This window comes from Paenibacillus sp. FSL H8-0283 (genome assembly GCF_045040675.1).
Classification (GTDB): domain Bacteria; phylum Bacillota; class Bacilli; order Paenibacillales; family Paenibacillaceae; genus Paenibacillus; species Paenibacillus amylolyticus.
Window position 1 is genome coordinate 4,508,605 of record NZ_CP150295.1, and the last position, 26,450, is coordinate 4,535,054.

A 26,450-nucleotide genomic window follows, 5' to 3' on the forward strand; every position below is an offset into this window, starting at 1 on the left:
TACTACAAACCCAATTGTTTACTCTGCCTGTACTCGGAGGGTTTCATGTGGAAGTGTTTATGAAACACCTTGGAGAAGTACCGGCGCTCCTTGAAACCTGTGGCTTCCCCAATCGCTGTAATGCTCCATTCGGTTGTACTCAACAATAAAGCGGCACTTTCCATCCGTTTCTGCGTCATATATTCCACAAAAGTAACACCCATTTGGGTTTTAAATAGTTGGCAAAAGTATCCCGGGCTGATTCCAAGCCAATCTGAGACTTCATCTATTCCCAAGTCCTGTTGCAGCCGTGCGTCCATATACTCACATGCAGAGAGGATCAGTTCCGATACAGAAGGACGTGGTTGCGTTTGTTTGCCCTGAGAGGCATGGGTAACAACCTCTGCAAGTTCAAGGAGTTCCCTCATGGATACAGCCCCTTGCAGTGCATTCCAAAAGTTCACTTCGTGTTCTTCAGCGAGGGCCTGTACTTCACGCAGTTCCCGAAGCATGTGTACAAGCATAAACCGAAGATTGGTTTCATCTATCCTGTTGAAGGATTGTCCTGAATTCCCCATTTGCTGTTTAAGCCGCTCCAATACATCACGTAACCCCTGCTTGTTCCCTTGACGAATCCACCGAGTAACAAACTCCAGATCTTCTCTTGTAATCCATGAGTTAGCCCCTTTGGAGGCCATATGATCATACGATAAGGTGGTTTCGGGACAACTCGCCTTCAGCACCTTGTCTTCACTCTCCGAATGGGACATCAGTATTTTTTGACAATGCCGGTATCGCTCCAGAATTTGACTTTTCAGGTTCACGGGCACAGCATCCTGAACTATCCTAACCTTCACATTTGAATCCAGAGACAATATCACATTTAATTCGAGACACAGTTGATGGGCCAGTTCCTCTGAGCGACGTTTCCACTCACCTGATGCCTCCAGCAGGATGCACCACTCCCCTTTGCGGGTCGAAAGAATCTGACAGTCCTCCGTAATTCGATCTGCCACTTCCCTAAGTCTGGAACTTAAGGTCTCATGCCATCGTTGATGCTGAAGCTCGGACCAGCCGATAGAATGGCGAAAATAACCGACCGCATCCACCAGCAGCAACGTATACGGTGTAGCAGTTGTTATGAATTCAGGAACAGAGGCAGGATAGGCAACCTTCAACGGTGCTTCTCCTCGTAACAGGTCAATCAACTGTTTGTGTCTGATCCAGCTTTCCATCTCTTGGCTGCGATAACGTTGCGATTCGTTTTCCAGACGTCTCTTCTGGATCTGCCCGGTAAGCTCACGCAGTTTATGTTCCAGATTCAAATAATCAATTGGCTTACATATGTATTCATGTACGTTATATTGGATAGCGGTTCGAGCATATTCAAACTGCTGATAACCGGTCAGCAAAATAATCTCACACGTTTCACCCTGCTCTCGCAGCAAACGAATAAGTTCCAATCCATCCATAGACGGCATCCGAATATCACACAAGAGAATGTCTGGATGACTTTCTGTTACTTTCCCCAGCGCTTCTACACCACTTCTCGCTGTACCTGTGATTTCAATCCCCATCTCTTCCCAGGGTAAAATGTAGTTCAGATTCTCCAGAATCGGCAGCTCATCGTCAACCAGCATTGCAGTCAGATTCATCCGGCTTCCTCCTGCTCATATAATGGAATGATGCATCGAATAACTGTGCCATACCCCGGTGCTGAACATATAAATATGCCATACCCGGCCCCATATTGAATACGAATTCGATCTGCCACACTTCGTAATCCCAATCCCCTGCGTTCCGTTATGGACGATAATGATTCCGCCCCTTCCGTGAGCATATCTTCCGGCGGATCTTCTGCCATATACTCAAATCGTGCGAGCATTTCCTGGGGAATACCGATCCCATTATCCTCAACACATAACACCAGATGACCCCGTTCTGCATATGCGCTTATCCGCAGTACACCTGGATAGGTGATCCCCTCAAACCCATGTTGAATACTATTTTCCACCAGAGGCTGAAGGGTAAGCTTAAGCAGAATTGAGCTGTATAGATGGGGTGGAATGTCAATCTCATAGGTGAACAAATCACTGAACCTGTACTGTTGAATCTCCAGATAACTCTGCAAATGTCTTATTTCCTCACCCAGCGGAATCTCCTCCTGATCCTGAATGCTGATACGAAGCATATTGCCAAGTCTGGTCACCATCTCGCTTACTTTGCGGCCCTCCCCTCGCAGCGCTAATCCATTAATGGATTCCAATGTGTTAAACAGAAAATGAGGTTTGATCTGGGCCTGTAGTACACGCAGTTCCGCTTGGGCCTTCTGCTCTTGCTCTGCCCGAACGCGACGGAATAATCCCCCGATCCGATCCAATAGTTCATTGAACCCTTGCGCAAGCAACTGCATTTCATCGAATCCTTTTCCTTCCACCCTCGCATTAAAGTCACCATCATCCACACGACGCATAAACCTTACAAGTACAGCAATGTTACCCGTAATGCGATTCATGAAAAAAAGATTAAAGATCATCGCTGCGAGCAGGCATGACAGAATAATGATGACAGACCAACCGGCAAAGGCATTGGTTTCCGCAGATAAGGCTTCCCATGAAGTCACACTGACGAGACTCCAGTTATAGTTCTTCAGATGATATTGCGAAATGATGCTCTCTTTGCCGTCAAAGACCGTTCTGACACTGCTAAAACCGGGACCGTACCTGCCGGATTCAGCACCAAGGTTTTGCATGTTCTCACCGTTATAGATCCCTGCAGGATCATAGACAATGAGCCCTTCTTCGTTAATTAACAGGAACGACGTATCCTGTGCCGAATCGCTGATTTGCAGGTGACGGAAGATCCGGTCGATCTCTCCTTTTTTGATCTGAACAACAAGCACGCCGATATTTTGAAAATAACTGAGTTCTTTGACCAGTCTGATCTGGGTGAAGACAGGCTCTACCCCGGTTAATTCGGGATATTCCAGAGGTGCGAGCCATTTAGGCACGCCATTAAGTTGCTGAATTTCGTTGAATAAGGGATGCACTTTGAATTGCTGAAAAGGAAGGGCTTGAAAGTTTTCTTTGGTGAAAATGGAGACAATCTGGTTATTCTCGGAAGAACGCAAATCATATAAAAAGGCATAACTAATGAACGGATAATTATATAGAAGGGAACGGAAATTGCGCTGGCTGGCATTCAGGGATAACTGATTACCGGTTCCCAGATCCTGCTTGGTCGGATCTTTGGCATTCAACGCCATTTGAAAAACCGATGTCGCTATCCCGTTGTCGGTCACATTATTAATCTGCTGAAATACATTCTCGATATTGTAGCTGATGGCCTGAAGCGCATATTCAGCCTGTTGATTGTATTTTTTCTCAATCGTATGTGATGTGACCAGAAACATGCCAATGCCCAGTGCACACATCGGTACAATAATCAGCAGCAGAAATGCCAAGGCCAGCTTCATTCGCAAGTTCATATCCCGTTCTCCCTATTCACTGGTTCATGGTATTAACCTTTGACACCACCTGCAGTTACTCCTTCTATAATTTTCTCCTGAAGTATAGCGTAGATCACAAGTACAGGTACAACACTGTATACAATACCTGCCGACATCTGGGCATAGTTCATCTGATATTGATCCCGAAACTGGACCATGCCCACTGGCAGCGTACGCAATTTATCGGTGGATAAGAAATAGTTGGCGAGTAAAAATTCGTTCCAGTTGCCGAGGAAATTAACGATAAAAACCGTAACAATGGCTGGAACTGTAAGAGGTATCACTATTTTAGCAAAGATACCCGGGGCCCTCAAGCCGTCCATGACCGCCGCTTCCTCAATCTCCCCAGGCAGAGAACGCATAAAAGCCGCCAGGATAATAATTGTAAAGGGGATCGCATTGGCCACATAGGGCACAATCAATGCCAGATGTGTATCCAATATGCCCATTTTGCGAACAAGCAGATAAATCGGCAGCATAAGTGCATTGTTGGGAATAAGCATACCCGCCAGAATCAGACTGTACAGAAACAGACTCCATCTCCGGTGTCTCATCCGGGTTACGGCAAAAGCAAACATGGCACCGAGCACAATCGTACACGCCGACGATAAAACCGAAATGTACAGGCTGTTCCAGAAATACGTGCCAATCTTGGCATTCACCCAAGCCTCCACGTAATTGTTAAACTCCCATGTTGTAGGTAAACCGAATGGATTCAGGGCGATTTCATTGTTATCCTGCTTAAATGAAGAAAAAATTACAAATAAAAAAGGAAACAAAATCGCTATCAAGTACAACATTAACAACACATGAGGTATACTACTTTTTATGCTTTTCGGCATCAATATTCCACCTTCTCGCTCCGCCTCGCCACCAGCAGTTGATACACCGCAGTGAGCACAAGCGTCAGAGCAAAGATCAGCACTGCAATGGTATTGCCATAGCCATATTTGAAGTTGGTAATCGCGTATTTGATCATGTATGTGGCCAGAACCTCGGTGGACCCGGCGGGCCCACCTTTGGTCATGACAATCACGATGTCTGCTGCTTTCATGGCACCTGCGATGGACAACATGATCACCACCGAAATGATCGGCCGGATCAGCGGCAACGTAATTCGCATTGCACGTTGTACCGCCGTTGCCCCATCAATTGCAGCCGCTTCATCCAGATCACGGGGAATCGCCAGTATGGCCGCCAGCACCATGACAATGTAAAATCCCGTCCACTGCCAGGCATTGGTCACCAAGATGGACAACATGGCAAATCGGTTATCCGATAACCAGTAGATTGGATCGATACCAAGCACATGAAGTATTTTGTTTAATAGTCCGATATTGGGTTCATAGATAAACCCCCATAAGATACCGATAACGGCAGTCGACATAATGGATGGTAAAAAAACAGCGGTTTTATACAGACCTTTCAGTCTTTTCACATTGGCAATCAGAAGCGAAAACAGGACGATCAGGGGTACCTGAATCAGTACCGAAAATCCGATGAAAAAGCCGTTATTCCGTGTGGAAATCCAAAACCGTTCATCGGTCAGTGCTTTCACATAATTGGATAAACCCACAAAACGTGGCTCAGCCGATACCCCATTCCAACTCGTCAGACTGTAATACAGGGAGCTACCAATAGGGTATAAGAAGAACATTACAAACAGAATTAGGGCTGGCATTACAAACAACGTATAGATTAACGGGCTGCGGAGTGAAGTATTCATGGTCAGCCTCCTTCAGTCACTTCAACGATCGCAGTTTCAACTTGGATTGATTTATTCCACGGAAGCGTTTGCTTCCTCCTGCACCTTTTGCAGCTCTTCTGCCATTTTCTCTGGCGTGGTCTGTCCACCAATCAACTTCTGGATTTGCAGATTGCTGATCTCTGTCGTCACATCGGCCTGAACAAGTGCATCAAATGCCGGGAACGACGTCTTGGACGCATTAAGCACAGCCACAATTTCTTTCATCAGATCATCGGTAATGCTATCGGTCAGCACTTTCTCGTCCAGCTTCATGGCAGGCAACACACCGTCTTCCACAAGGCCGCGGATCTGCATATCTTCATTGTAGAAATTTTTGATAAAAGCTTTCACTGCGTCCAGCTTCTGCGGGTCATCCGCCACTGCTGCCGAGAACCCGTATCCATTGTTCACATCACGCATCAAAGACGTCTGATCTCCTGCTCCGTTCTCTACCGGAGGCATATTGAAGAATCCAACCTTGCCAATGAGCGATTCACCGCTCTGACCTTCCTTAAATACAGATGATTTCCATGTTCCGTCATACATTAATACCACTTCTCCACTTGTAAATTGCGTGGTATATTCGGCATACTCAAAGCCCAGTTCACCTTTTTTGAAATAACCCTTATCCACCCATTCCTTATGTTTGGCAAAACCTTGCACAACACCCGGATCGGTCCACTTCGCTTCACCTGTTGCAAACTTTGCGGTAATCTCCGGCCCGGCATACCGGGACCACAGATGGTTGGTTAACATAAGCGGCACCCAGCCCGCCTTAGATGCGGAAGCAAGCGGCACTTTGCCATCAGCCTTGATCTCAGCCAGTATATTGTCCAGTTCAGCCATGGTAGTTGGGGCTTTCCATCCTTTTTGTTCGAAGTACTCTTTATTATAGAAAAAACCTTCGCCCGAACCGCCAATCGGCAGTCCATATACTTTGCCTTCATACGTAAACGGCTCAAGGGATGTAAACTGGTCCTGAATGCCCAGCTCTTGCAGGATTGGGGTCAGATCAAGCAGCATACCTTCCTTGGCATAAACTTTGGAATCCGGGCTACCGAACAGTTCAAATATATCCGGCGGGTTACCTGCGGCCATCTCTCCGCGAAGCTTTTCCTTACGATTCACATCGGATTCGACACCATCCAGCGTGAAGGTCAGATTGGGTATCTCACCCTCAACTTTGTCCACAACATCCTGCAGAATGGTCAGTCTTTTCTGTTTATCGGCTCCCACCTGTGTGTGGCGGAGAAGCATTTCAACCGGTTCCTTACTTATTTCCTCCACAGGTGTATTGCCTGCGCCTTGCTGTGGCTCGTTACTTGAGCTTGCACATCCCGCCAAAGTCCATGAAGTGATAAGCAATAATGAAAGCAGTAATGTCATTCTTTTTTTCATCTGGTTGACCCTCCTCAAGATATTGAGCATTTGGCTTTACACTCTGATTATAAAAAGCCGGAGCTTACATCGTAAGGATGACAATTCATCAATGGAGGGATAAAATCCTTCACTGGACCCATAATCTTGCATTTACAATGGATAACAGCAAAAAAACAGCCCCTGCGAAACATGTTCGCAAGGACTGCTTGGTTGATTGTTTTTACTATATAAAGGTTAGATCACTTACCTGAACAAGCCACGCCAGCCGTTTACTGGCGACCTTGTTCGATCAGGCGATACGCCCGCTCCACTTCTTCTTCACTTGGTGAAGGAACTCCATCCAGTGGATATACTTTGCCAAGCGCCTCCCATTTGTAGATCCCCATCTGATGGTATGGAAGAATTTCGAACTTTTCGACGCCATTTAATGTTCCAATAAACCGTCCGAGGTTAAGCAGATCCTCTTCCTCGTTATGAATGCCAGGAACATACACGTGGCGTATCCACATTTTCCGACCTTGCTCCGATAACCACTTGGCCGTTTTCAACGTTCTCTCGTTGGATTTGCCTGTCAACTTGATGTGTTTCTCATCATCAATATGTTTGAGGTCCAGCAGAACCAGGTCTGTGTGATCCAACAGATCGTGAATCCGTTCCGGTTCGTTAAAACCGTTGCTATCCAGTGTCGTATGCAATCCCCAGCGCCGCTTCACTTCCTTGAAGATTTCGGCTACAAAGTGAGCCTGTAACGTTGGTTCTCCACCAGATATCGTGAGCCCGCCTCCGGAGCTGCGGTAGTAGGATAGGTACGGCTCAATTTCAGCCAATACCTCCTCAAGCGTCATTTCTTTTCCGCCATCCAACGCCCAAGTATCAGGGTTGTGGCAATACTGACATTTGAGTAGACATCCTTGCATAAAAAGCACAAAGCGGATGCCTGGGCCGTCAACCGTCCCGAAAGTTTCGAGTGAATGAATATGTCCGTTAACCATGCTGCCTCTTCCTTTCTGTATCCGCATCCGCTATGCGTTTAATATGATTTGGAATACCTTGCTCTAGCGGTCTTCTACTTGCAAATCAATTACATCGAGCCATGGAACGTACGGTTGATGACATCCAACTGTTGTTCACGAGTCAGTTTAATGAAGTTAACGGCATATCCGGATACCCGTATAGTCAGTTGTGGATAGTTTTCCGGGTGATCCATCGCATCAATCAATTGCTGACGATCAAATACGTTAACGTTCAGGTGATGAGCGTTTTGACCGAAGTAACCATCCATCATCGCAGTCAGATTGGATTTACGTGTAGTCTCCTCTTTACCCAATGCTTTTGGCACGATGGAGAAGGTATTGGAAATCCCGTCAAGACTGTGTTCATAAGGCAATTTGGCTACCGAGCCAAGGGATGCCAGTGCACCTTTTTTGTCACGACCATGCATTGGGTTTGCACCTGGAGCAAATGGTTCACCTGCTTTACGACCATCCGGTGTAGTCCCTGTTTTCTTACCATATACCACGTTGGAAGTGATCGTCAGAACGGATTGTGTTGGAACTGCGTTACGGTAAGCTTTGTGCTTGCGAATCATGCCCATGAAGTTCTCGACCAGTTCAACAGCAATGCTGTCTACGCTGTCTTCATTGTTACCGTAACAAGGGAAGTCTCCTTCGATTTCGAAATCAACAGCGATGCCTTGTTCGTTACGAATTGGTTTTACTTTGGCATATTTGATCGCACTCAGTGAATCTGCTGTAACCGACAGACCAGCGATACCGCAAGCCATCGTACGTACAATGTCACGGTCATGCAATGCCATTTCGATACGCTCATAGCTGTATTTATCGTGCATGTAGTGAATGACGTTGAGGGTGTTCATATACAGCTTAGCCAGCCACTCCATCATTGGTTTGAAGCGTTTCATAACCTCATTGTAATCCAGCACTTCGCTAGTAATGGCAGGATACTCAGGTCCAACTTGTGCTCCGGATTTCTCGTCACGACCACCGTTGATCGCATACAGGAGAGCTTTAGCCAGGTTGGCACGAGCGCCGAAGAATTGCATTTGTTTCCCGATCTTCATAGCCGACACACAGCATGCAATACCGTAATCGTCACCGTAGATCGGACGCATCAGATCATCATTTTCATACTGGATTGAGCTGGTTTCGATGGATACTTTACTGCAATAATCTTTGAAAGCTTCTGGAAGTTTCGTTGACCAGAGAACAGTCAGGTTCGGTTCTGGTGCAGGACCCAGGTTGTGCAGCGTATGCAGGAAACGGAAGCTGTTTTTGGTTACACGTGTTTCACCATTCACGGACATACCACCGATGGACTCAGTCACCCATGTTGGATCTCCACTGAATAGTTCGTTGTAATCCGGTGTACGCAGGAATTTGACAATCCGCAGTTTCATTACAAAATGGTCAACCAATTCCTGAGCCTGTTCTTCGGACAAAATGCCCTCTTGCAGGTCACGTTCAATGTAGATATCCAGGAAAGAAGATACACGTCCCAGTGACATCGCAGCACCGTTTTGTTCTTTGATCGCAGCGAGATAACCGAAGTACAACCATTGGAACGCTTCTTTTGCTGTTGTCGCTGGCAAGGAAATATCGAACCCGTGCATATCGCCCAATTGTTTCAATTCTTGCAATGCACGAATCTGTTCAGACAATTCTTCCCGCAGACGAATGACATCTTCATCAATAACATCAACTTCGAGTGCATTCAGTTCGCCTTTTTTGTTACGAATCAGGAAGTCTACCCCGTACAAAGCTACACGACGATAGTCACCGATGATTCGGCCACGGCCGTAAGCATCTGGCAGACCTGTAATAATTCCTGCTTTACGCGCTGCACGCATGTCGGAAGTATAAGCATCGAATACACCCTGATTATGTGTTTTGCGAATGTTTGTAAATATATCAATGACGCCCTGTGGCATTTCAAAGCCATATGCCTCACATGCGTCAATCATCATGCGGATTCCGCCTGTTGGTTGAATGGAACGTTTGAACGGAGCATCGGTCTGAACGCCGACAATCTGCTCTTTGGATTGATCCAGATAACCGGGTTGGTGAGAAATAATAGTACCTGGTGTGTTCACGTCAACGTCAAGGACACCGCCGTTATCACGTTCTTTTTTGGTCAGATCAGATACGATCTCCCACAATTCTTTGGTATTCTGGGTTGCACCTGCGAGAAATGCTTCGTCACCGTAATACGGAGACAAGTTGTGTGCCAGAAAATCATTCACATCTACGGATTTGGTCCATGTTCCTTTGGTAAAGTTTCTCCAGCCTGTTTGTTGTTTGACATCTTTTTCAATCACCGACATCGTAATCCCTCCACTAATTTGGATTTCTGGACACATAACATCTTGCTTCATTCGTAGCATTGTGTGCCCAGAGCCGCGATTAATGTGAATTGTTTCACATAAACCGGAACATGTTCTCTCTACTTGGGAACCGGAACCGCGGGATGAATGTTTTTCTTACATTTTCAGTATACGACTTGGGGCTTTCATCATCTGTGATTTTTGTCACAAAGCCAGTGAACTAACTCACTCCATCTGCGCTGTGTCGCATTGACCCCTGTAAATTCACACTTAGCCACTGCGCGGGCAGAACAACTTCCGATCGCTGTTATCCCCGGATTTTTTCAATTTTATATTTCAAAGGGGAAAATCCGGGGATAAAGGCGAACGCTCCGCTTCTTCAGTTTTTTCTGCCCACTCCGTTATTGTGTGAACATCTGGCTCAAACAGCCACGTCACGGATTCCGTGTAACCTCTATAGAACCCTTTGCTCCTCTATGCTCGGAGCAAATCAAATCTTAGAATAAATCCTGAAAAACAGATGCTTCGCTCTTCTGTTTTTCTGCCCTCTCGTTATTGTGTGAACATCTGGCTCAAACAGCCACATCACGAATTCCGTGTAACCTCTATAGAACCCTTTGCTCCTCTATGCTTGGAGCAAATCAAATCTTAGAATAAATCCTGAAAAACAGATGCTCGCTCTTCTGTTTTTCTGCCCTCTTCTTTATTGTGTGAAAGACGGCAATCGGGGCTCCCCTCTCGGGGAACCCTAATCTTCTTGCCGTAAGGCATGCTTCGATCTAAATTTGTTATTCAAACTTTCCGTAGAAAGCGTTGCGGTATACATCAGCCAGTTCAGTTACCAATGGCAGCTTTGGATTGGCGGTTGTACATTGGTCTTCGAAGGCACGGTCAGCCAGATAATCGACATGTGCTTCAAAGTCTTTGGCATCAAATCCGATTTCCTGGAACGATTCTTCAATGCCCAATGTTTTGTTCAGTTTGCGAATCGCATTGATGAGACTGGTTACGCCTTCTTCTGTCGTACGTGCAGGCAATCCCAAGATACGGGCAATTTCGGCATACCGCTCATCCGCTACAAAGTGAGAATATTTCGGGAACGATGCAAATTTGGTCGGTTTTTTCGCGTTGTAACGAATGACGTGTGGCATCAGGATTGCATTGGTGCGTCCGTGTGCGGTGTGGTACTGACCGCCCCATTTGTGCGCCAAGCTGTGGTTAATGCCCAGGAATGCATTGGCAAACGCCATACCTGCAATCGTGGAAGCATTATGCATTTTTTCACGTGCCAGTTTATCACCTTGCAGCGCAGATTGCTCCAGGTATTGGAACACCAGTTGGATTGCTTTGATCGCAAGTCCATCCGTGTAATCATTTGCCATAACAGATACATAAGCTTCAATCGCATGCGTCAGTACGTCCATACCTGTATCTGCAACGGCTGTTCTAGGCAGGGAGTATACGAACTCCGGATCGACAATCGCTACGTCTGGTGTCAGCTCATAGTCGGCCAATGGATATTTGGTGTTACCTTGATTTTTATCTGTGATAACCGCGAACGATGTCACTTCAGAACCTGTACCGGATGTGGTTGGGATCGCTACAAATTTCGCTTTTACGCCGAGACGTGGATATTTGTAGATCCGTTTGCGGATATCCATGAATTTTTGTTTCAGGTCGTTGAAGTCCGTGTCTGGGTATTCATAGAACAACCACATGGCTTTGGCAGCATCCATCGGTGATCCACCGCCGAGTGCGATAATGCAGTCTGGTTGGAAGCGGCGCATCATTTCGGTTCCGCGATCTACCGTCGTTGTGGATGGATCGGGTTCTACATCAGAGAATACTTCGATCGCTACTGGCATTTGGCGTTGACGCAGATAGTGTTCTACCTTTTCAACATATCCAAGTTTCACCATCATGGCATCCGTAATAATGGCCACACGTGTGATGTCAGGCATTTTGGCAAGATACTGCGTTGCCCCTTTTTCGAAGTAGACTTTGTTCGGCACTTTGAACCATTGCATATTCACGGTACGGCGAGCCACCCTTTTCACATTGATTAAGTTCACAGCGGTTACGTTGGAAGAAGTCGAGTTACGTCCGTATGATCCGCATCCCAGTGTCAATGACGGCATGTTTGTGTTGTAGATATCCCCGATGGCACCGTGTGTGGATGGTGAGTTCACAATAATCCGTCCGGTTTGCAGACGATCTGCGAATTTGCCGATCACTTCTTCATTTGTGGAGTGGATAACCGAGGAGTGACCCATGCCGCCAAAAGCAACCACTTCTGCTGCACGTTCAATTCCCTCTGCTGCCGTTTTAACTTTGTAACAAGCCAGTACCGGGCTTAATTTCTCAGCCGACAATGGGAATTTGGTACCTACCCCTTCAATCTCGGCCACGAGAATTTTGGTGCCTGCTGGAACTTCAATACCACACAATTTTGCAATGCTAACCGCAGATTGACCAACAATCGCCGGGTTCACCGCACATTTCTCGGCATTAATCGCACCTGCTGTCAATTTTGCTGCTTCATCTTTGTTAACAAAGTAACAGCCATTTGCAATCATTTTTTTCTTCACTTGATCGAAGATCGGTTCTTCAATGATGACCGCTTGCTCGGAAGCACAGATCATGCCGTTGTCGAAAGACTTGGACAGGATCAAATCCGTTACTGCCTGATTGATATCCGCGCTTTTCTCGATAAAGCAAGGTACGTTACCCGGTCCTACGCCCAGTGCAGGTTTACCACAGCTGTACGCTGCACGTACCATGCCTGATCCGCCTGTTGCCAGAATGAGAGCCACATCATTGTGATTCATCAGTTCGTTTGTACGATCCATGGAAGGATCATCAATCCACTGGATACAATCTGCTGGTGCACCATGTTTCACAGCCGCTTCCAGCAGGATTTTGGCAGCTTCCCGGCTACAATTCTGTGCAGATGGGTGGAAGCCAAAGATGATTGGGTTACGCGTCTTGATGGAAATCAATGCTTTAAACATCGTCGTTGATGTTGGGTTGGTAACTGGTGTAATACCCATGATGATGCCGACCGGCTCCGCAATTTTCTGGAAGCTTTCATACTCGTTATCTTCAATCACACCTACGGTTTTATCGTACTTGATGCTGTGGTACACATATTCTGTTGCAAATATATTTTTGGTGATTTTATCCTCATACACTCCGCGGCCTGTTTCTTCTACGGCCATCTTGGCGAGCATCATGTGTTTATCCAGACCCGCAAGTGCCATCGCTTGCACAATCCGGTCAATCTGCTTCTGGTCCATCTTCATGAATGCGGCGTGTGCTTTATTCGCTTTGTCGATTAACGTTTGAATATACTGACCTGCTGTCGGTTCTTTTGCTGGGGCGACTTCGTTCTTTACAGCCATCTCCCTCATCCTCCTAAAGGTTCGTATTAGTTTGTCTCTCTCGTTTACATTCACATCGTAACATGACAATAAACTTAATTATGTGATTTTTTTCACAAAGTATAACAAATTTAATTTAAGTTTTGTAGTGTCCTTCATACGACCATTTTCACTTCCTATTTAAAATATAGAGCTGTAAAATTCATCCTCTCCATTAAAAGTGAATTTTATCACAATGTTTGAAATTTCGTCATTTTTGCCCCCTTTCCTTCCCCCTCAAACGGTAAGATTAGGTATATACTGAACTTAAAAATTGAACCACCGCAATTTGTACCGTCCTTCCTCCCGGCCGAGATGACCCTGATCAGGACGGCAACGGTTTGCGGCGAACCTCGGAGGCTACTGCTTACTACAGAAGGTCGTCCGATGGACATAAAGGGGAGATAGACTTATGAGAGAACTAACAACTGTACTGGAAAAGCGCGGTAATACTAACTGTTTCTCGGAAGCAAATTTCAACCATCTGCTGGTTACCATGAAAGATAGAACCTATCCGGAAGGTACACATCTGTACTGGGAAGGCGACATCTCTGACAAACTTTATTATATGAAACGGGGCCGTGCCCAGATCACCAAATCCACGGATGAAGGCAAGGAACTGATCATGTACATGTATCAATCCGGTGATATGATTGGGCAGGCTGATCCCTTCTTTGGCTCTAAACACAGCTTCTCAGCGGAAGTATTGGAGGACAGTGAGATCGGTGTACTGGAACATAAAGACCTGGAAATGTTAATCTGCCAGCATTGTGACTTCGCGATCGATTTTATGAAATGGATGGGCATCCACCACCGGTTGACACAGACCAAATTCCGGGATCTCATGTTATATGGCAAACCGGGTGCACTTTGCTCCACCCTCATTCGGTTGTCGAATTCGTATGGTGAGCCTCATGGAGAGCATGTCATTATTCACAAAAAAATTACCCACACGGACCTGTCCAATATGATTGGAGCCACTCGTGAAAGTGTAAACCGCATGTTAAGCGACCTGCGTAAGAAAGATGGGATTGAATATGACAATGGCATGATTGTCATCAAAGATCTGAAGATGCTGCAAGGCATCTGTCACTGTGAACTTTGCCCGAACGAGATCTGTCGTATTTAATATTTGACTATGCTGATCGGATCTTGTTTATATATTTAATGAAAAAAAGCCCAGTTCTCTAAAAAGAGATTGGGCTTCTTGGTATACTTAGGATGCATTGGTTAATTCAAGCTTTACCGCATCACGTGGATTCAATTTCATGTCCAGACCATTTTCCATTAATTCTTTGTCATTCACCATAATGACCCACCGCTCATTCATACGAGGCGTGACATTCTCGACCGAAACGACAAATTTGTTATTCTCCGACATTCTTACAATGCCGCTGGACTTCAACACATCACGAACTGTGCACTCTTGAACGTAGACGCCGGCATATTGACGATTAAGGGTTGGCATAATGTTTCCACCGCTAACCTTGAGTAACGTTGTCTGATATGCAACGCCATCCCCCCCACTGTCAGCGGCTTTCACGTAAATGATCACTTCATCTTTGGCATGAAGCTCCATGTCCCAATCTTCCTGTTCAATATCCTTGCCGTTTAATTTGACAGCCCAGCTAAGCGAAGAATCCAGAGAAACTTCACCGACGGATTGAATCCGCTTGCCATCTGCCGTAAAATCAACCAGTCCGCTATTGAGTAATGCTTTTTTGAGTGTCAAACCCTCACTAAAATCTCGCTTAATGGACTTTGTTGCATCAGGCAAAAACGTACTGCCATCTACAGCCACTGTGATTGTATTCGCTGTTTCTGTCTCTTTGACAATTGGCTGCTCAGAAGGCTGTGTCTCACTACAACCAGCCAAGATCGCCAGTAGGAGCAAACATACACCTATGTAACCGGGGATTTTCTTCATCATGTAGGTAACACCACCCTGCGTAAAATCATTCACCCTGTTGTCCATAACCTCTATTATGGCACAACCTTCGGCAAAAAAAAGTGTCAAAGCCGTTACTTTTATAGGCTACCGCCTGCAAATAAGGCTTGTACAAGAAAGAGAGCCTGCACACAGGCTCTCCAATCTATATCATTTTTATGTTCTAATTGGTTACGTTATCATTGGACACTAGCCTGCATGTATGTCCGTCCTCCATCTCCATCTTTCAGATATGGATTAAGCCCGAAGAACTGCTCCTCAGACACATAGACCCCTGTCAGCAATCGCCCTTCAAGTAATCCACCATCCACCTGTACGCAGCATGAAGGTGCGTCTACATACTCCTGATACAACGGAATCTGCCCATATTGTTGATGGACCTTAAATACCTTCCCTTGCTCATGCAAAGGGCGTTCCGAGAAATAGGTAGGCACAATGTAACGGGCAATGACATCCAGCTCCTGCACGCTATAAAAGGGTTCATCACCAAGCCATGGTGCAAACATTCGAATCTTCTCATATTGAGACCAGACAACCGCCTGAATCAGCATTTCTGCCTGAACCAACCGACCTTCTCCCACATCTAAAGCCAATTGCTTACCACGGATAGTTTCTTCCATCTGAGACATCGTTGAATCAGGTTGTCCCAGCTCACATCCGATACACTTCCAGCCCCTGGACGTTTGAATCCATTTTTGCAGCACCGCCGGAGCTAATCTCGGACCATCGCTGTTCACAGAATGCGTATTCACTTCGGCAAGATCATCCTTAACCAAACGGGAATATGCTGTGCGCTTAAACAACTCTGCAGCTTTTTTGTAAATTAGATGGACCTGAATGGATGCGCTCTCAAGTTCTGCAATATCTTTTTTGCCGTAGCGTACTTCACGGGATAAGCTTTCTTCTCTCATGACAAGTGGGCCTCCTTCGCTCCGGCCGTCTGTGGCCATTTTCTATAGATTATACTACAACTCATGACAACATGTGCATAGCCCAAGAGAAAAACGCCGATCAACATAGTACTTAAGACAAAAACCCCTGATTTCCACAGAAATCAGGAGTCTATGTCATTCATGCAACAAAAGTGGGTGATATTGCTTATGCGTTAGTCAACCCACTGCTCAGCCCAGTCTTGAATTTGATTCATGACAGGCTGGAGCGCTCTACCTTTATCCGTCAGTTCATATTCAATACGAACTGGCGTCTCGGGATAGACGTGACGAACCAGAATACCTTCACTCTCCAGATCTTTCATCCGTTCGGATAACATCTTATCACTCATGGATGGAATCAGATTGGAGATATCCTTGAATCGCTTCGAACCACTCATCAATGTTTGAATAATTAAACCATTCCAGCGCTTGCCCAAAAAAGAAAACGCCGTCTCAAAACGCGGACACATCCGCAAGTCTTGACCTTCCACATTAATCACCTCTTTAGAGATCACTCAAATCAACTTACATTTTGTTAGTATATTTCATAATAACATATTTAAGCTTCAAAGAAAACGCCTGCAACTAAAAAGTTTAAATTTTAGAAGCATATCATCCAAAATGGATCATACATCCCAGTATACATTACACGCTACGTCGTCACCATGGGAAATATCGTATAACTTCCCCATAGTACTATCTTACCCAAAAAGAACCCAGCTGCCACAGTCATCAATGACTCGGAGAAGGGTTCTTTTTGAATAAAACTTATAATTTCCATTACACGATTGAGTTAGTGAATTAGACCAGCACGCCACCAAATGGTCTTACAGGTTCGCTCTTGCCAAATTCCGGCTTAAAGCTGCGGGCAGGATATGCCCATTTCACAGCATTGCTGATCACTCTTAATATTTCAGGTTTGTAATAGGTCGGATACGTCTCATGACCTGGTCGGAAATAAAAGATTTTACCTTCACCACGCCGGAACGTACATCCGCTCCGGAATACTTCCCCACCCTGGAAGTTGCTCACAAACACCAGTTCATCCGGTACTGGAATATCGAAGAATTCACCGTACATCTCTTCTTTTTCCAATACAATCTTGCCTTCGATGCCATCCGCAATCGGATGAGATGGGTTAACACACCATACAATTTCCTGCTCGTCAGCTACACGCCACTTCAGATCGCAGCTTGTTCCCATCAGCGCTTTGAATGGTTTGGAGAAATGACCTGAATGGAGCACAATCATTCCCATCCCGTTCAGCACTCGCTGCGCAACCTTCTGTGAGATCTCATCGCTTACGCGATCATGTGCCATATGTCCCCACCATATGAGCACATCTGTGGAATTCAGCACTTCATCACTTAATCCATGTTCAGGCTGATCAAGTGTAGCTGTACGAATAGCAAAGCCTTCGCCGCCAAGTCCGTCAGCCAGTGCTCGATGCAGACCATCCGGGTAGACTTCCCTTACTTCATCGTGAATTTTCTCATGGACAAATTCATTCCAAATGGTGACGTTGATCATATTCAATTTCCCCCTAGTGTAGCTCTAAACCCACCACATGTCGCCCAGCGGTTCTTCGATCAATACTTGCTGGAGATTTTGCACGGCTTTAGAGAATCCTTCTTCAACCGACATCAGACCGTCTTCGTGCTCAATACTTACTACATAATCATATCCGACTAGACGCAAGGCACTCATAATATCTGCCCAAGTCTTGTTATCATGTCCATAACCGACCGAGCGGAACTGCCAAGCCCGATCCAGCATATTGGTATAGTCCTGCATATCCGTTACACCGTGTTTGTTCACGTTTACCGGATCAATCGTTGTATCTTTTGCATGGAAGTGATGGATAGCTCCTTCACGTCCCAAGATGTGAATTGCCTGAACCGGATCAATACCTTGCCACCACATGTGACTTGGGTCCAGATTGGCTCCGATCACTTCACCTGCTGCTTCACGCAGTCTCAGCAAGGTTGCTGGTGTATGAACGGAGAATCCACCGTGCAGCTCCAATCCAACTTTTACGTTACGATCTGCTGCAAATTTACCCCACTCTGTCCAGTAAGGGATCACTTTGTTCTCCCACTGCCACTTCAGGATCTCCTGGAAGTCATTTGGCCATGGTGCAACAGGCCAGTTCGGATATTTGGCATCCTCATGGTCTCCCGGACAACCGGAGAATGTATTCACTACAGGTACTTCCAGCTTCTCAGCCAGTTCTACCGATTTAACAAAATCATCGTGAAATCCTTTGGCAATATCCTTTTGCGGATGTAGCGGGTTACCGTGACAGCTAAGTGCACTGATCGTCAAACCACGTGATTCCACTGCATTTTTGAAGTTTTTCAAGGCTGTAGGATTGCTTAACAACTCATCTGGCTTACAATGTGCATTGCCTGGATGTCCGCCTGTTCCGATCTCTACTGCTTTTAATCCCTTGGATGCTACATAATCAAGAGCATCCTCCAATTTACGTCCTCCGAATAGTACCAAAAATACGCCGAGTTTCAAGTGCGATTCCTCCCTGGATTAGATATCGTATGATTGCTGAATTCATGAATATTGAACTGTATACAATTACCGTTCAGATCACATGCCTGTTTGATTAGTGTGGAAAATCGAGAGTGTTTCTATCCTGAAATTGAACGTAAGAATACTGGTTATTCTTCACCACTAGTAAGAGCATCAAGCTTCGAACACTTTTACTCAGACTAGTGGGATTCCACGGTTTCAATCTCAGTTTGAACTGTGCGAGTTACTGCAAAAGAATCATAGCTGCTCTCCAGATGTATGTGCTTGCCTTCAAGTGAAGAACGCTGGAATGAGTGCATGGCTTCCAGTACGTGATAAGCAAGCTTGCCACTGGCTTTGTGTTCCCGTCCGGCACGAATGGATTCAACCATTTCGGTTACGCCGATGCCTCGTTCGTTTTGTCCACTTTCGAAGACTGGTTTGACCGTCTCCCAAGTGTCTTGACCGTATCTGCGAACCTTCACTTCCCCGTTAAAATAATTGGGGTCCGGTACACTAAGCGTACCTTCTGTACCATAGATTTCAATACGTGGCAGATCCGAAGCTCCGCGAATATCGAAACTGGTAATCATGGTTGCAATGGCACCTTCTGCAAAATCAATGGTTCCTGCCAAGTGGGTAGGCGTCTCTACTTGCAGTGCTGTACCTTCCTTTGGCCCAGAGCCAATCTTGCGATCTGCAATCTGTATGCCTGCCGAGGCGCTGATTCTGCGTATCGGTCCAAGCAGCGTAATCAGAGCGGTCAGGTAGTAAGGTCCCATATCAAACATCGGTCCGCCACCTGCAACATAAAAGAACTCCGGATTAGGATGCCAAGCTTCTGGTCCTCCACCCATGAAGAATGAAGTCGCTGCAACCGGCTTGCCAATCAGCCCATCCTCAATGGCTTTACGAGCTGTCTGTATGCCTGAACCAAGGAAGGTATCCGGTGCAGAACCAACATACAATCCCTTTTCCTCAGCCAACTCAACAACTTTGCGACCATCCTCAAGAGAAATTGCCAGCGGCTTCTCGGCATACACATGTTTGCCTGCTTCGAGTGCAGCCAGATCGGTCATGGCATGACTGCCAGGAACCGTAAGGTTCAACACAAGTTCAATTTCGTTATTTTGCAGCAACTCATCTACATTGTAAACGTTTGCGATATTAAAATCATCTGCCCGTTCCTGAGCGCGTTCACGAATCAAATCCGCAACAGCCACGACTTCAATGACCGGGTTGTTTTTGAGATTTTCCAAGTAGATGGCGCTGATGTTACCACACCCGATGATGCCTGCTTTCATTTTCTCCACTGTGACGTTCATCTCCTTACGCATGGTGAAAATCTGCGTTTGAATGGTTGAGATACATATGTTTTGTTGGATGTTTCCTGTTCCTTAAATCTAATACTATGGTATTCCGTTTCAGCTTCAATTAAAATGAATAATATGATTGAAACATGAACTATCTGGTCATAATTTTCAAATTGCAAGGAGTATGCCCATGCCGACAGATCAATCCTGCCAAGTTCTTACAGCAGGCTTTTCATTTCATCGTAAACCCTACGCTATGGTGCAGCCTGAAGGTGTGAAGAACTACCTGTTAAGACTGCAAACAGACGGACGTTGCCGTGCACGCATAGACGGGGACATGTCCCTGGTGGATGCGGGCGATCTGCTTCTTTTTGATCCTGATGAACCCTATGAGCTGAGAATAGACAATGAAACCAATCCGATGGGAGAACGACTGGTGGAGAGTGGTGACTATCACATCTTCTTTAATGGTTCCTGGGTGGATGAGTGGTGGAAACGTCACAAAAGGCCAACCCGGATCAAAGTCGAACTGACGGAAAGTCTTTTGGTCCTGTTTCGACAGCTCGTACTGGAACAGCGCCGCATCTCCAATCCTTATCCGGAAATTTCAAGTTATTATATGCGAATTTTATGTCTCGAAGTGGATCGTCTGCTCGCGGAGCATCCAACGATAACCAACACCAATTATGTGGCTTATGAGATCAAAAACTACATTGAAGAAAACGCTTCCTCTTTATTCAAGCTCGATGATGTGGCAACACATATTGGCATCAGTGTTTCACGGGGTGTTCATCTCTTCAAAGAAGCGTTTGGCAAAAGCATCATGCAATACACGCTTGACGTACGGCTGAATATGGCCAGGGAACGAATTATTTTCAGTCCAATGACCCTGGAGCAAGTGTCTGAGTCTTCCGGCTTTAACAACTATACCTATTTTCATCGGGTATTCCGTTCCCGGTTTGGCATGTCTCCGAAGGAATTCCGCGTCATTCACCGGGAACAGATGTAATCATATCAGTATACGTAAGTTGAACTTATTTGCGCGCGGCTATGGCCTCGGATACAACCATCGCCAGATCTTCATTGCCAAACATGGACAACACGCCAAGTACCGTATCATCCGGGATTTCACCGGCTTCCTCCTTGGATACAATCAGCTTCTGCACCTGCTGCAAACGCTCGTTGCTCTGCTGATCCGGGTAGGCTTGCCGGTACATCTCTTCCGGGTCCAAACCATTATTGACACACCACTGGGCAAATACGAGGATCATCATCTCTTCTTCCTGTTTATAGGTTTCTACAACAGCTTCCTCGATCTGTTTATTACGTTCCTTTTCATATTCATCCATGACTTGATTCCTCCGTATGTGTATTCTGCAATTATTTGCGAATCAATTGTTCCGCCAGTTCATGACTGTCCATGACGTGACTTGCACTGATCAGGCAATCATCAGGTGAGTCCAGACAAGCCAGGAAATTATCAACTGCTCCGCTAAAACCTCTGCGTGTTAACACGGTGTCCCAGCTCCCGAACGTTTCTTTGGTTTCCAGACTCCCTTGTTCCATGCAGCTGATCGTGTCCATGTTCACCACTTCAACAGATCGTCCACCACCATGCAATTCGATCTTCTCCAGATCTGCCCCAGCTTCACGCACCATATCGAATCGACCGTAGGCTGTTCTGCCCAGCTTGGCCGTTCCGGTTGCATGCAGCAGTCTGTCCAGATCATTCTTCCGAATCCATTGATGAAGCAACTCCACATTATGATCCGAGTACCACAACATCAGATCCAGTATATGGATGAGATCATCATAGATGGTTTCTGCCGCAGGACGATCCTGAATGCCTGTACGATGTTTGGTCACTGTCAAGGATTCAAAACCTTTTCCACCCTGCATCCATTCTTTCGCTTTTTGGTACATCGGTGCGAATCTACGGTTGAAGCCTACTGCGAGTAGCAGCCCTTGTGCCTCGGCAAAAGCAGTCATCTCTTCCGACTCCCGAATCGTATAGGATAACGGTTTGTCTACGTACACGGCTAATCCCTGTTCCAGACATTGCATGACAATGTCAAAGTGCGCTTCCGTTGCTGTATGTACAAACACCGCATCCAAGTCCCAGGACAACAGTTCTTTCAGATCCGTTGTTCCCCGTTCTAATCGATACGCCTCCTGAACGGTTTTGACCGGCTCCGGAGATCGGTTCATAATGCCTACAATCTCCACGTTCGGATGAGCTGTTAACAGCGGCAAATATACTTTACGTGCAATATCGCCGAGGCCGATAATTGCAACTCGTTTACGTTGGGTTGTTTCCATGATGATCATTCCACCTTCAGTTCGGTTCTATATTTCCACGTCCTATAGTGTAACCCTTCGGACAGCAACTTGCCAGTGATTGCAGCACACTTCGCACGAATTGTTCAGACAATGGGCGAACGTGGTAAACTTAGGAGGAACAGCAGTACAGATTGGGACACGACCAGACCTGCCTGATCTGAAAGGAGCGTTTGGGATTTTGCGAAAATGGTTATGGCTTCTGTTATATGTTTTACTTGCAGGAGTCACGTTTATTTACAGATATGAACTGCTGGCCTGGACCGATCTTCATCAGTCCATTCCGCTGTTACTCGCCATGGCAACATTGTTTGCTCTTGTGCCTGTAATTCCTTATAAGTTTGTTATTATCGCCTTTGGTTACAGTTACGGTACCACCACAGCAGCCTGGATATGCTGGCTTGGCACCACACTTGCAGCCATGCTCGTTTACGGCGGAGCAAGAACCATCTTCAGACATCAGGCGAGATCGTACCTCGAACGTATTCGGGGTCTGAACCGTTTTACTACATGGATGGAAGCACATCCGTTCATGGGTGTCATGTCGATGCGACTGTTGCCGATCGTGCCTCAGATGGCCGTTAATATCTACGCAGGTATAACGTACACGCCATTCTGGGTCTTCATGCTTGCCACGGCCATTGGGAAAATGCCAGCGATTTTTGTATTTGCCTATGCAGGTGCACAAGCTGAAACCTCAATCTGGCTGAGCCTGGCCATCCTTGCCGGATATCTGGTGCTCATGGCCATTGTATTGCTCTTATTTCGCTTTCGGTCACGCAACAAAGCCTGAATTCAGAATTCGCAAACCGTTCAGATTCAGCTTGTTTTCATTCCGGCTTGGTTGGCTTGCCAATTCAGGATATAATAGAAGAGCAAGCCTAATGCTTGTGTAACAAGTTTTAATAAAACGGTAGATTGCTGGAGCTCGAACACGAGCGCTAAATCTTCATCAGAAATGGAGTGACTATAGCATGGAACAACATTCAAGTGAGTTAGCAACTTTTGCAGGCGGATGCTTCTGGTGTATGGTATCCCCCTTTGAAGAACTGCCCGGTATTCATAAGATCGTATCGGGTTATACAGGAGGACATACCGAGAATCCAACATATGAAGAGGTCTGCTCGGAGACAACAGGACATGTAGAGGCTGTGCAAATTACGTTTGACCCTGCCATCTTCCCTTATAAGAAACTGGTTGAACTGTTCTGGCAGCAGATTGATCCTACGGATACAGGCGGGCAATTCCATGACCGTGGATCTTCCTATCAGACGGCCATCTTCTATCACAGCGAAGAACAGCGCCAGATTGCGGAAGCTTCCAAAGCGGAGCTGGGACAAAGCGGACGTTTTGATAAACCAATCTTCACTCCGATTTTGCCAGCCAAACCGTTCTATGAAGCGGAAGAACATCACCAAAATTATCACCGGAAGAACCCTGCCCATTACAAACGCTACAGCAAAGGTTCTGGACGTGTAGATTTCATCGAACGCAACTGGACCGGTAACGTGGATAAAGACGGGCTGAAAGAGCGTTTGACGCCGCTTCAATATGAAGTTACGCAGAATAGCGCGACCGAGCCTGCATTCCATAACGAATTCTGGGATCACCACGGTGATGGTATCTATGTGGACATCGTATCTGGCGAGCCATTGTTCAGTTCTACCGACAAATACGACTCCGGCTGCGGCTGGCCGAGCTTCACACGTCCATTGCGTGACCACAACGTGAAGGAAAAAACTGATCTCAGCCACTTCATGATTCGTACCGAAGTGAGAAGTCGTGAGGGCGATTCCCATCTGGGTCACCTGTTCAACGATGGTCCTGCCGAAGCAGGTGGAATGCGTTATTGCATCAACTCTGCGGCACTTCGTTTTGTACCCAAAGAAGACTTGCAAAAAGAAGGATACGGTGAGTACGCCGTCCTCTTCCAATAAGTTATAATACAAATACAAAAAGAGCAGTGGGATGATCCCGCTGCTTTTTTGTTATACATTTTTGTTTTTAATAGACGAACTATTGTTGCACGAGAATGCATTGATTAGGTTTGGCTCGAAGAGATTTCCGAATTCAATTGACTGGCAGGAGCCGTCTGATCATTACGAAATTGAATTCGCATCGCTGGAACGATACCCAGGATCATCACGGTAACCGAAATTGCGTAGACGATAAAAATGGATGTGCTGTTCATCAGTACACCTGCCATGGAAGATCCAAGAAGCATACTTCCTATGAATAAAGGTGTGATGGTGCCATTCACTCTCCCGATCAAATGCTCATCGATCCGAGTGACCAAGTACGTGGAGATGATGACGTTGATGAATGCCATACTGATTGAGCTTAAGAAGCTGATCAAAAGGGTCAGCCAGAACCAACTGGATAACACTTCCCCCATCGTGGCTACAGCCAGACACAGCACACCTACAAGCAGAGTTAAGGTCTGGTTCAGCTTAGCACTTACAGCAGCCGCAATACCTCCTCCAATCAATAAACCTATTCCGGACGCTCCAGAGAGGAACTGTAACGACGTTGCTTCAAGTCCCAGACGTTCAGTGATTAGAAATATTCCAAGTGGACTGATGAGACCCGCTGAAAGCCCTATACAGATGAATACCAGACTAAGCATTTTTAACGAGCGAGATCGAGCAACATATTGCCAGCCCTCTCTGATATCCGCTAATAATGAGGTACTTGTTACCCGCTGAGTGGCGTCTTTAGGCAGAAATGTGAGTAGAAGCGCAGAGATCAGGAATAGAATGAGTAATGCGTACATGGATGCCTGAATTCCCATTGCAGTGTATATAAACGTTCCGACGATTGGTCCGAGAATTAAAAACAACGATTGACCACTCTGGGTAATAGCAATTGCAGATTGCAAATGTTCTCCCTTTACATTTCGCCTCACAATCTTTAGAGAGGATGGTTGAGAAAACTGGCTAACGATAGAGGATACAAACGTGGCTACGTATAGAATCTGCCAATACCCAGAAGATAAAACGCCAATAATCATGACAATAGACAACGCACTCAGAATATCCCCCAGTATCATCGTACGTTTGGGATTCCAGCGATCAGCAAGTGCACCGCCTATGATGGAGAAAACAAAAATCGGGGCATATTCAAGTACGGTAATCAGCGAGACAGCTATTGGACTTCCTTGAGTTCGATCCATTACATAATAGAGGATTGCCATATTCCGGATCCATATCGCCAGATTTTGCAGCAGATCAGACCCTGTCACGATTAAAAAAGCTTTATTCCTGAACAATGTGTTCATTCGCCATCTCCTCTTTTAAACCGACTGTCCGGTTTATTAATATTTAAAAAGAAAAACTGACGTTACATCAGCTTTTCATAATTAATGTTGTTGAATACCTGCCAGCAGACTGGCCATGCCTTTGTGGTAAATACGACGAATATCCGTCAGGTCCTTCTCATAATAGAGTGTAGTCAATCCGCTAAACAGACCGTAGATGATGTGCATTACATCCTGTGGGTCATCCGGTTTTAACTCTCCATCTTCCATCCCTTTAGTAATAATGGACTCGTATGTCGCATACGGAATTCGGATCAGGGAAAGCATCTCATCAAGCATCTCCTGACTGACGACCTGACCCGAGACAAACTCGTTAATGGCGTGATTCAGCGGGTTAGCCAAATCATCCACGTAATGATCAGCAAGTCCGTACAATTTGTCTATGGCAGTCTTATACCCGGATTCTTTGTCCAGCCAAGCATCCATCCAATCTTCATTGTTAAGCTTGATTAGATACATGAATAACTCTTCTTTGCTTTTGAAATGATAATAGATGCTGCCTTTACTCCGATTGTTAATCGTACATATGTCTTCCATGGAAGTTGCACTATATCCCTTTTGGGCAAACAGTTCCTTGGTATTACGTGCAATGTCTTTCTTTATCTGGGTAACATCTTTTCTTCGTTTAACTTCGATTGGAAAAACCTCCATAAATTAAACCGACTATTCGGTCTAATAGTATCACAGCACAAATACTCCGTCAATTCA

22 protein-coding genes are annotated in these 26,450 nt (G+C 45.9%); 4 read left to right on the plus strand and 18 right to left on the minus strand.

Features of this window, described 5'->3' with window-relative positions; translation table 11 throughout:
* Window positions 1–2: 2 nt before the first annotated feature.
* The 8 genes from MHI52_RS20145 to adhE all read right to left on the minus strand — a co-directional run bounded on the left by MHI52_RS20145 (window position 3) and on the right by adhE (window position 13,355).
* Window positions 3–1,634, minus strand: a complete 1,632-nt coding sequence (locus MHI52_RS20145) for a response regulator (RefSeq protein WP_405157524.1) — start codon at window positions 1,632–1,634, stop codon at window positions 3–5.
* Window positions 1,631–3,466, minus strand: coding sequence for a sensor histidine kinase (locus MHI52_RS20150; RefSeq protein ID WP_405157525.1), 1,836 nt, complete (start codon window positions 3,464–3,466; stop codon window positions 1,631–1,633). Before MHI52_RS20150 ends, MHI52_RS20145 begins: the two co-directional genes overlap by 4 nt.
* Before the next feature lie 32 nt (window positions 3,467–3,498).
* Complete coding sequence (locus MHI52_RS20155; protein WP_036614430.1) at window positions 3,499–4,329, minus strand: carbohydrate ABC transporter permease; 831 nt, start codon at window positions 4,327–4,329, stop codon at window positions 3,499–3,501.
* Window positions 4,329–5,213, minus strand: a complete 885-nt coding sequence (locus MHI52_RS20160; protein ID WP_036614432.1) for a carbohydrate ABC transporter permease — start codon at window positions 5,211–5,213, stop codon at window positions 4,329–4,331. The genes MHI52_RS20155 and MHI52_RS20160 overlap by 1 nt, the downstream gene beginning before the upstream one ends.
* Before the next feature lie 51 nt (window positions 5,214–5,264).
* Window positions 5,265–6,632 (minus strand): ABC transporter substrate-binding protein, encoded by a 1,368-nt coding sequence (locus tag MHI52_RS20165; RefSeq protein WP_405157526.1) that lies wholly within the window; start codon window positions 6,630–6,632, stop codon window positions 5,265–5,267.
* 251 nt (window positions 6,633–6,883) lie between these two features.
* Window positions 6,884–7,606, minus strand: a complete 723-nt coding sequence (gene pflA, locus MHI52_RS20170) for a pyruvate formate-lyase-activating protein (protein WP_405157527.1) — start codon at window positions 7,604–7,606, stop codon at window positions 6,884–6,886.
* 89 nt (window positions 7,607–7,695) lie between these two features.
* Complete coding sequence (pflB, locus tag MHI52_RS20175) at window positions 7,696–9,954, minus strand: formate C-acetyltransferase (RefSeq protein ID WP_036614438.1); 2,259 nt, start codon at window positions 9,952–9,954, stop codon at window positions 7,696–7,698.
* Window positions 9,955–10,742: 788 nt separating this feature from the next.
* The gene (gene adhE / locus MHI52_RS20180) at window positions 10,743–13,355 is read right to left on the minus strand and encodes a bifunctional acetaldehyde-CoA/alcohol dehydrogenase (RefSeq protein ID WP_074095716.1); all 2,613 of its coding nucleotides are present in this window, start codon (window positions 13,353–13,355) and stop codon (window positions 10,743–10,745) included.
* 430 nt (window positions 13,356–13,785) lie between these two features.
* Here adhE and MHI52_RS20185 point away from each other — a divergent pair, with 430 nt between their 5' ends.
* Window positions 13,786–14,502 carry a Crp/Fnr family transcriptional regulator gene (locus MHI52_RS20185; protein WP_036614443.1) on the plus strand — a complete coding sequence of 239 codons (717 nt, stop codon included), beginning with the start codon at window positions 13,786–13,788 and terminating at the stop codon, window positions 14,500–14,502.
* Between the two features lie 87 nt (window positions 14,503–14,589).
* On the opposite strand, the gene MHI52_RS20190 is transcribed toward MHI52_RS20185, so the two are convergent.
* The 6 genes from MHI52_RS20190 to MHI52_RS20215 form a co-directional block, all read right to left on the minus strand.
* Window positions 14,590–15,303 carry a hypothetical protein gene (locus MHI52_RS20190; RefSeq protein ID WP_017687552.1) on the minus strand — a complete coding sequence of 238 codons (714 nt, stop codon included), beginning with the start codon at window positions 15,301–15,303 and terminating at the stop codon, window positions 14,590–14,592.
* 197 nt (window positions 15,304–15,500) lie between these two features.
* Window positions 15,501–16,232, minus strand: coding sequence for a hypothetical protein (locus tag MHI52_RS20195; RefSeq protein ID WP_353881564.1), 732 nt, complete (start codon window positions 16,230–16,232; stop codon window positions 15,501–15,503).
* 194 nt (window positions 16,233–16,426) lie between these two features.
* Complete coding sequence (locus MHI52_RS20200; RefSeq protein WP_074096966.1) at window positions 16,427–16,723, minus strand: helix-turn-helix domain-containing protein; 297 nt, start codon at window positions 16,721–16,723, stop codon at window positions 16,427–16,429.
* Between the two features lie 331 nt (window positions 16,724–17,054).
* Window positions 17,055–17,783 (minus strand): ThuA domain-containing protein, encoded by a 729-nt coding sequence (locus MHI52_RS20205; protein WP_017687549.1) that lies wholly within the window; start codon window positions 17,781–17,783, stop codon window positions 17,055–17,057.
* A 24-nt stretch (window positions 17,784–17,807) separates the two neighbouring features.
* Window positions 17,808–18,776, minus strand: coding sequence for a sugar phosphate isomerase/epimerase (locus MHI52_RS20210; protein ID WP_017687548.1), 969 nt, complete (start codon window positions 18,774–18,776; stop codon window positions 17,808–17,810).
* 200 nt (window positions 18,777–18,976) lie between these two features.
* The gene (locus MHI52_RS20215) at window positions 18,977–20,089 is read right to left on the minus strand and encodes a Gfo/Idh/MocA family protein (RefSeq protein WP_405157528.1); all 1,113 of its coding nucleotides are present in this window, start codon (window positions 20,087–20,089) and stop codon (window positions 18,977–18,979) included.
* A 190-nt stretch (window positions 20,090–20,279) separates the two neighbouring features.
* Between MHI52_RS20215 and MHI52_RS20220 the strand changes: the two genes are divergently transcribed.
* On the plus strand, window positions 20,280–21,098 hold the full coding sequence (locus tag MHI52_RS20220) for an AraC family transcriptional regulator (protein ID WP_017687546.1): 819 nt from the start codon (window positions 20,280–20,282) through the stop codon (window positions 21,096–21,098).
* Window positions 21,099–21,123: 25 nt separating this feature from the next.
* Here MHI52_RS20220 and MHI52_RS20225 read toward each other — a convergent pair whose 3' ends face one another.
* Both MHI52_RS20225 and MHI52_RS20230 read right to left on the minus strand, forming a co-directional pair.
* Window positions 21,124–21,438, minus strand: a complete 315-nt coding sequence (locus tag MHI52_RS20225) for a hypothetical protein (protein WP_036674958.1) — start codon at window positions 21,436–21,438, stop codon at window positions 21,124–21,126.
* Between the two features lie 31 nt (window positions 21,439–21,469).
* On the minus strand, window positions 21,470–22,408 hold the full coding sequence (locus MHI52_RS20230; RefSeq protein WP_405157529.1) for a Gfo/Idh/MocA family protein: 939 nt from the start codon (window positions 22,406–22,408) through the stop codon (window positions 21,470–21,472).
* Between the two features lie 121 nt (window positions 22,409–22,529).
* On the opposite strand from MHI52_RS20230, the gene MHI52_RS20235 reads away from it, so the two are divergent.
* Together MHI52_RS20235 and msrA are read left to right on the plus strand one after the other, a co-directional pair.
* The gene (locus tag MHI52_RS20235) at window positions 22,530–23,219 is read left to right on the plus strand and encodes a VTT domain-containing protein (protein WP_340386735.1); all 690 of its coding nucleotides are present in this window, start codon (window positions 22,530–22,532) and stop codon (window positions 23,217–23,219) included.
* Window positions 23,220–23,400: 181 nt separating this feature from the next.
* Window positions 23,401–24,363: a peptide-methionine (S)-S-oxide reductase MsrA gene (gene msrA, locus MHI52_RS20240; protein ID WP_036614455.1), complete on the plus strand. Its 963-nt coding sequence runs from the start codon at window positions 23,401–23,403 to the stop codon at window positions 24,361–24,363.
* A 104-nt stretch (window positions 24,364–24,467) separates the two neighbouring features.
* On the opposite strand, the gene MHI52_RS20245 is transcribed toward msrA, so the two are convergent.
* Together MHI52_RS20245 and MHI52_RS20250 are read right to left on the minus strand one after the other, a co-directional pair.
* Window positions 24,468–25,703, minus strand: coding sequence for an MFS transporter (locus MHI52_RS20245; RefSeq protein WP_405157530.1), 1,236 nt, complete (start codon window positions 25,701–25,703; stop codon window positions 24,468–24,470).
* Window positions 25,704–25,784: 81 nt separating this feature from the next.
* Window positions 25,785–26,393 (minus strand): TetR/AcrR family transcriptional regulator, encoded by a 609-nt coding sequence (locus tag MHI52_RS20250; RefSeq protein WP_127545594.1) that lies wholly within the window; start codon window positions 26,391–26,393, stop codon window positions 25,785–25,787.
* Window positions 26,394–26,450 lie beyond the last annotated feature (57 nt).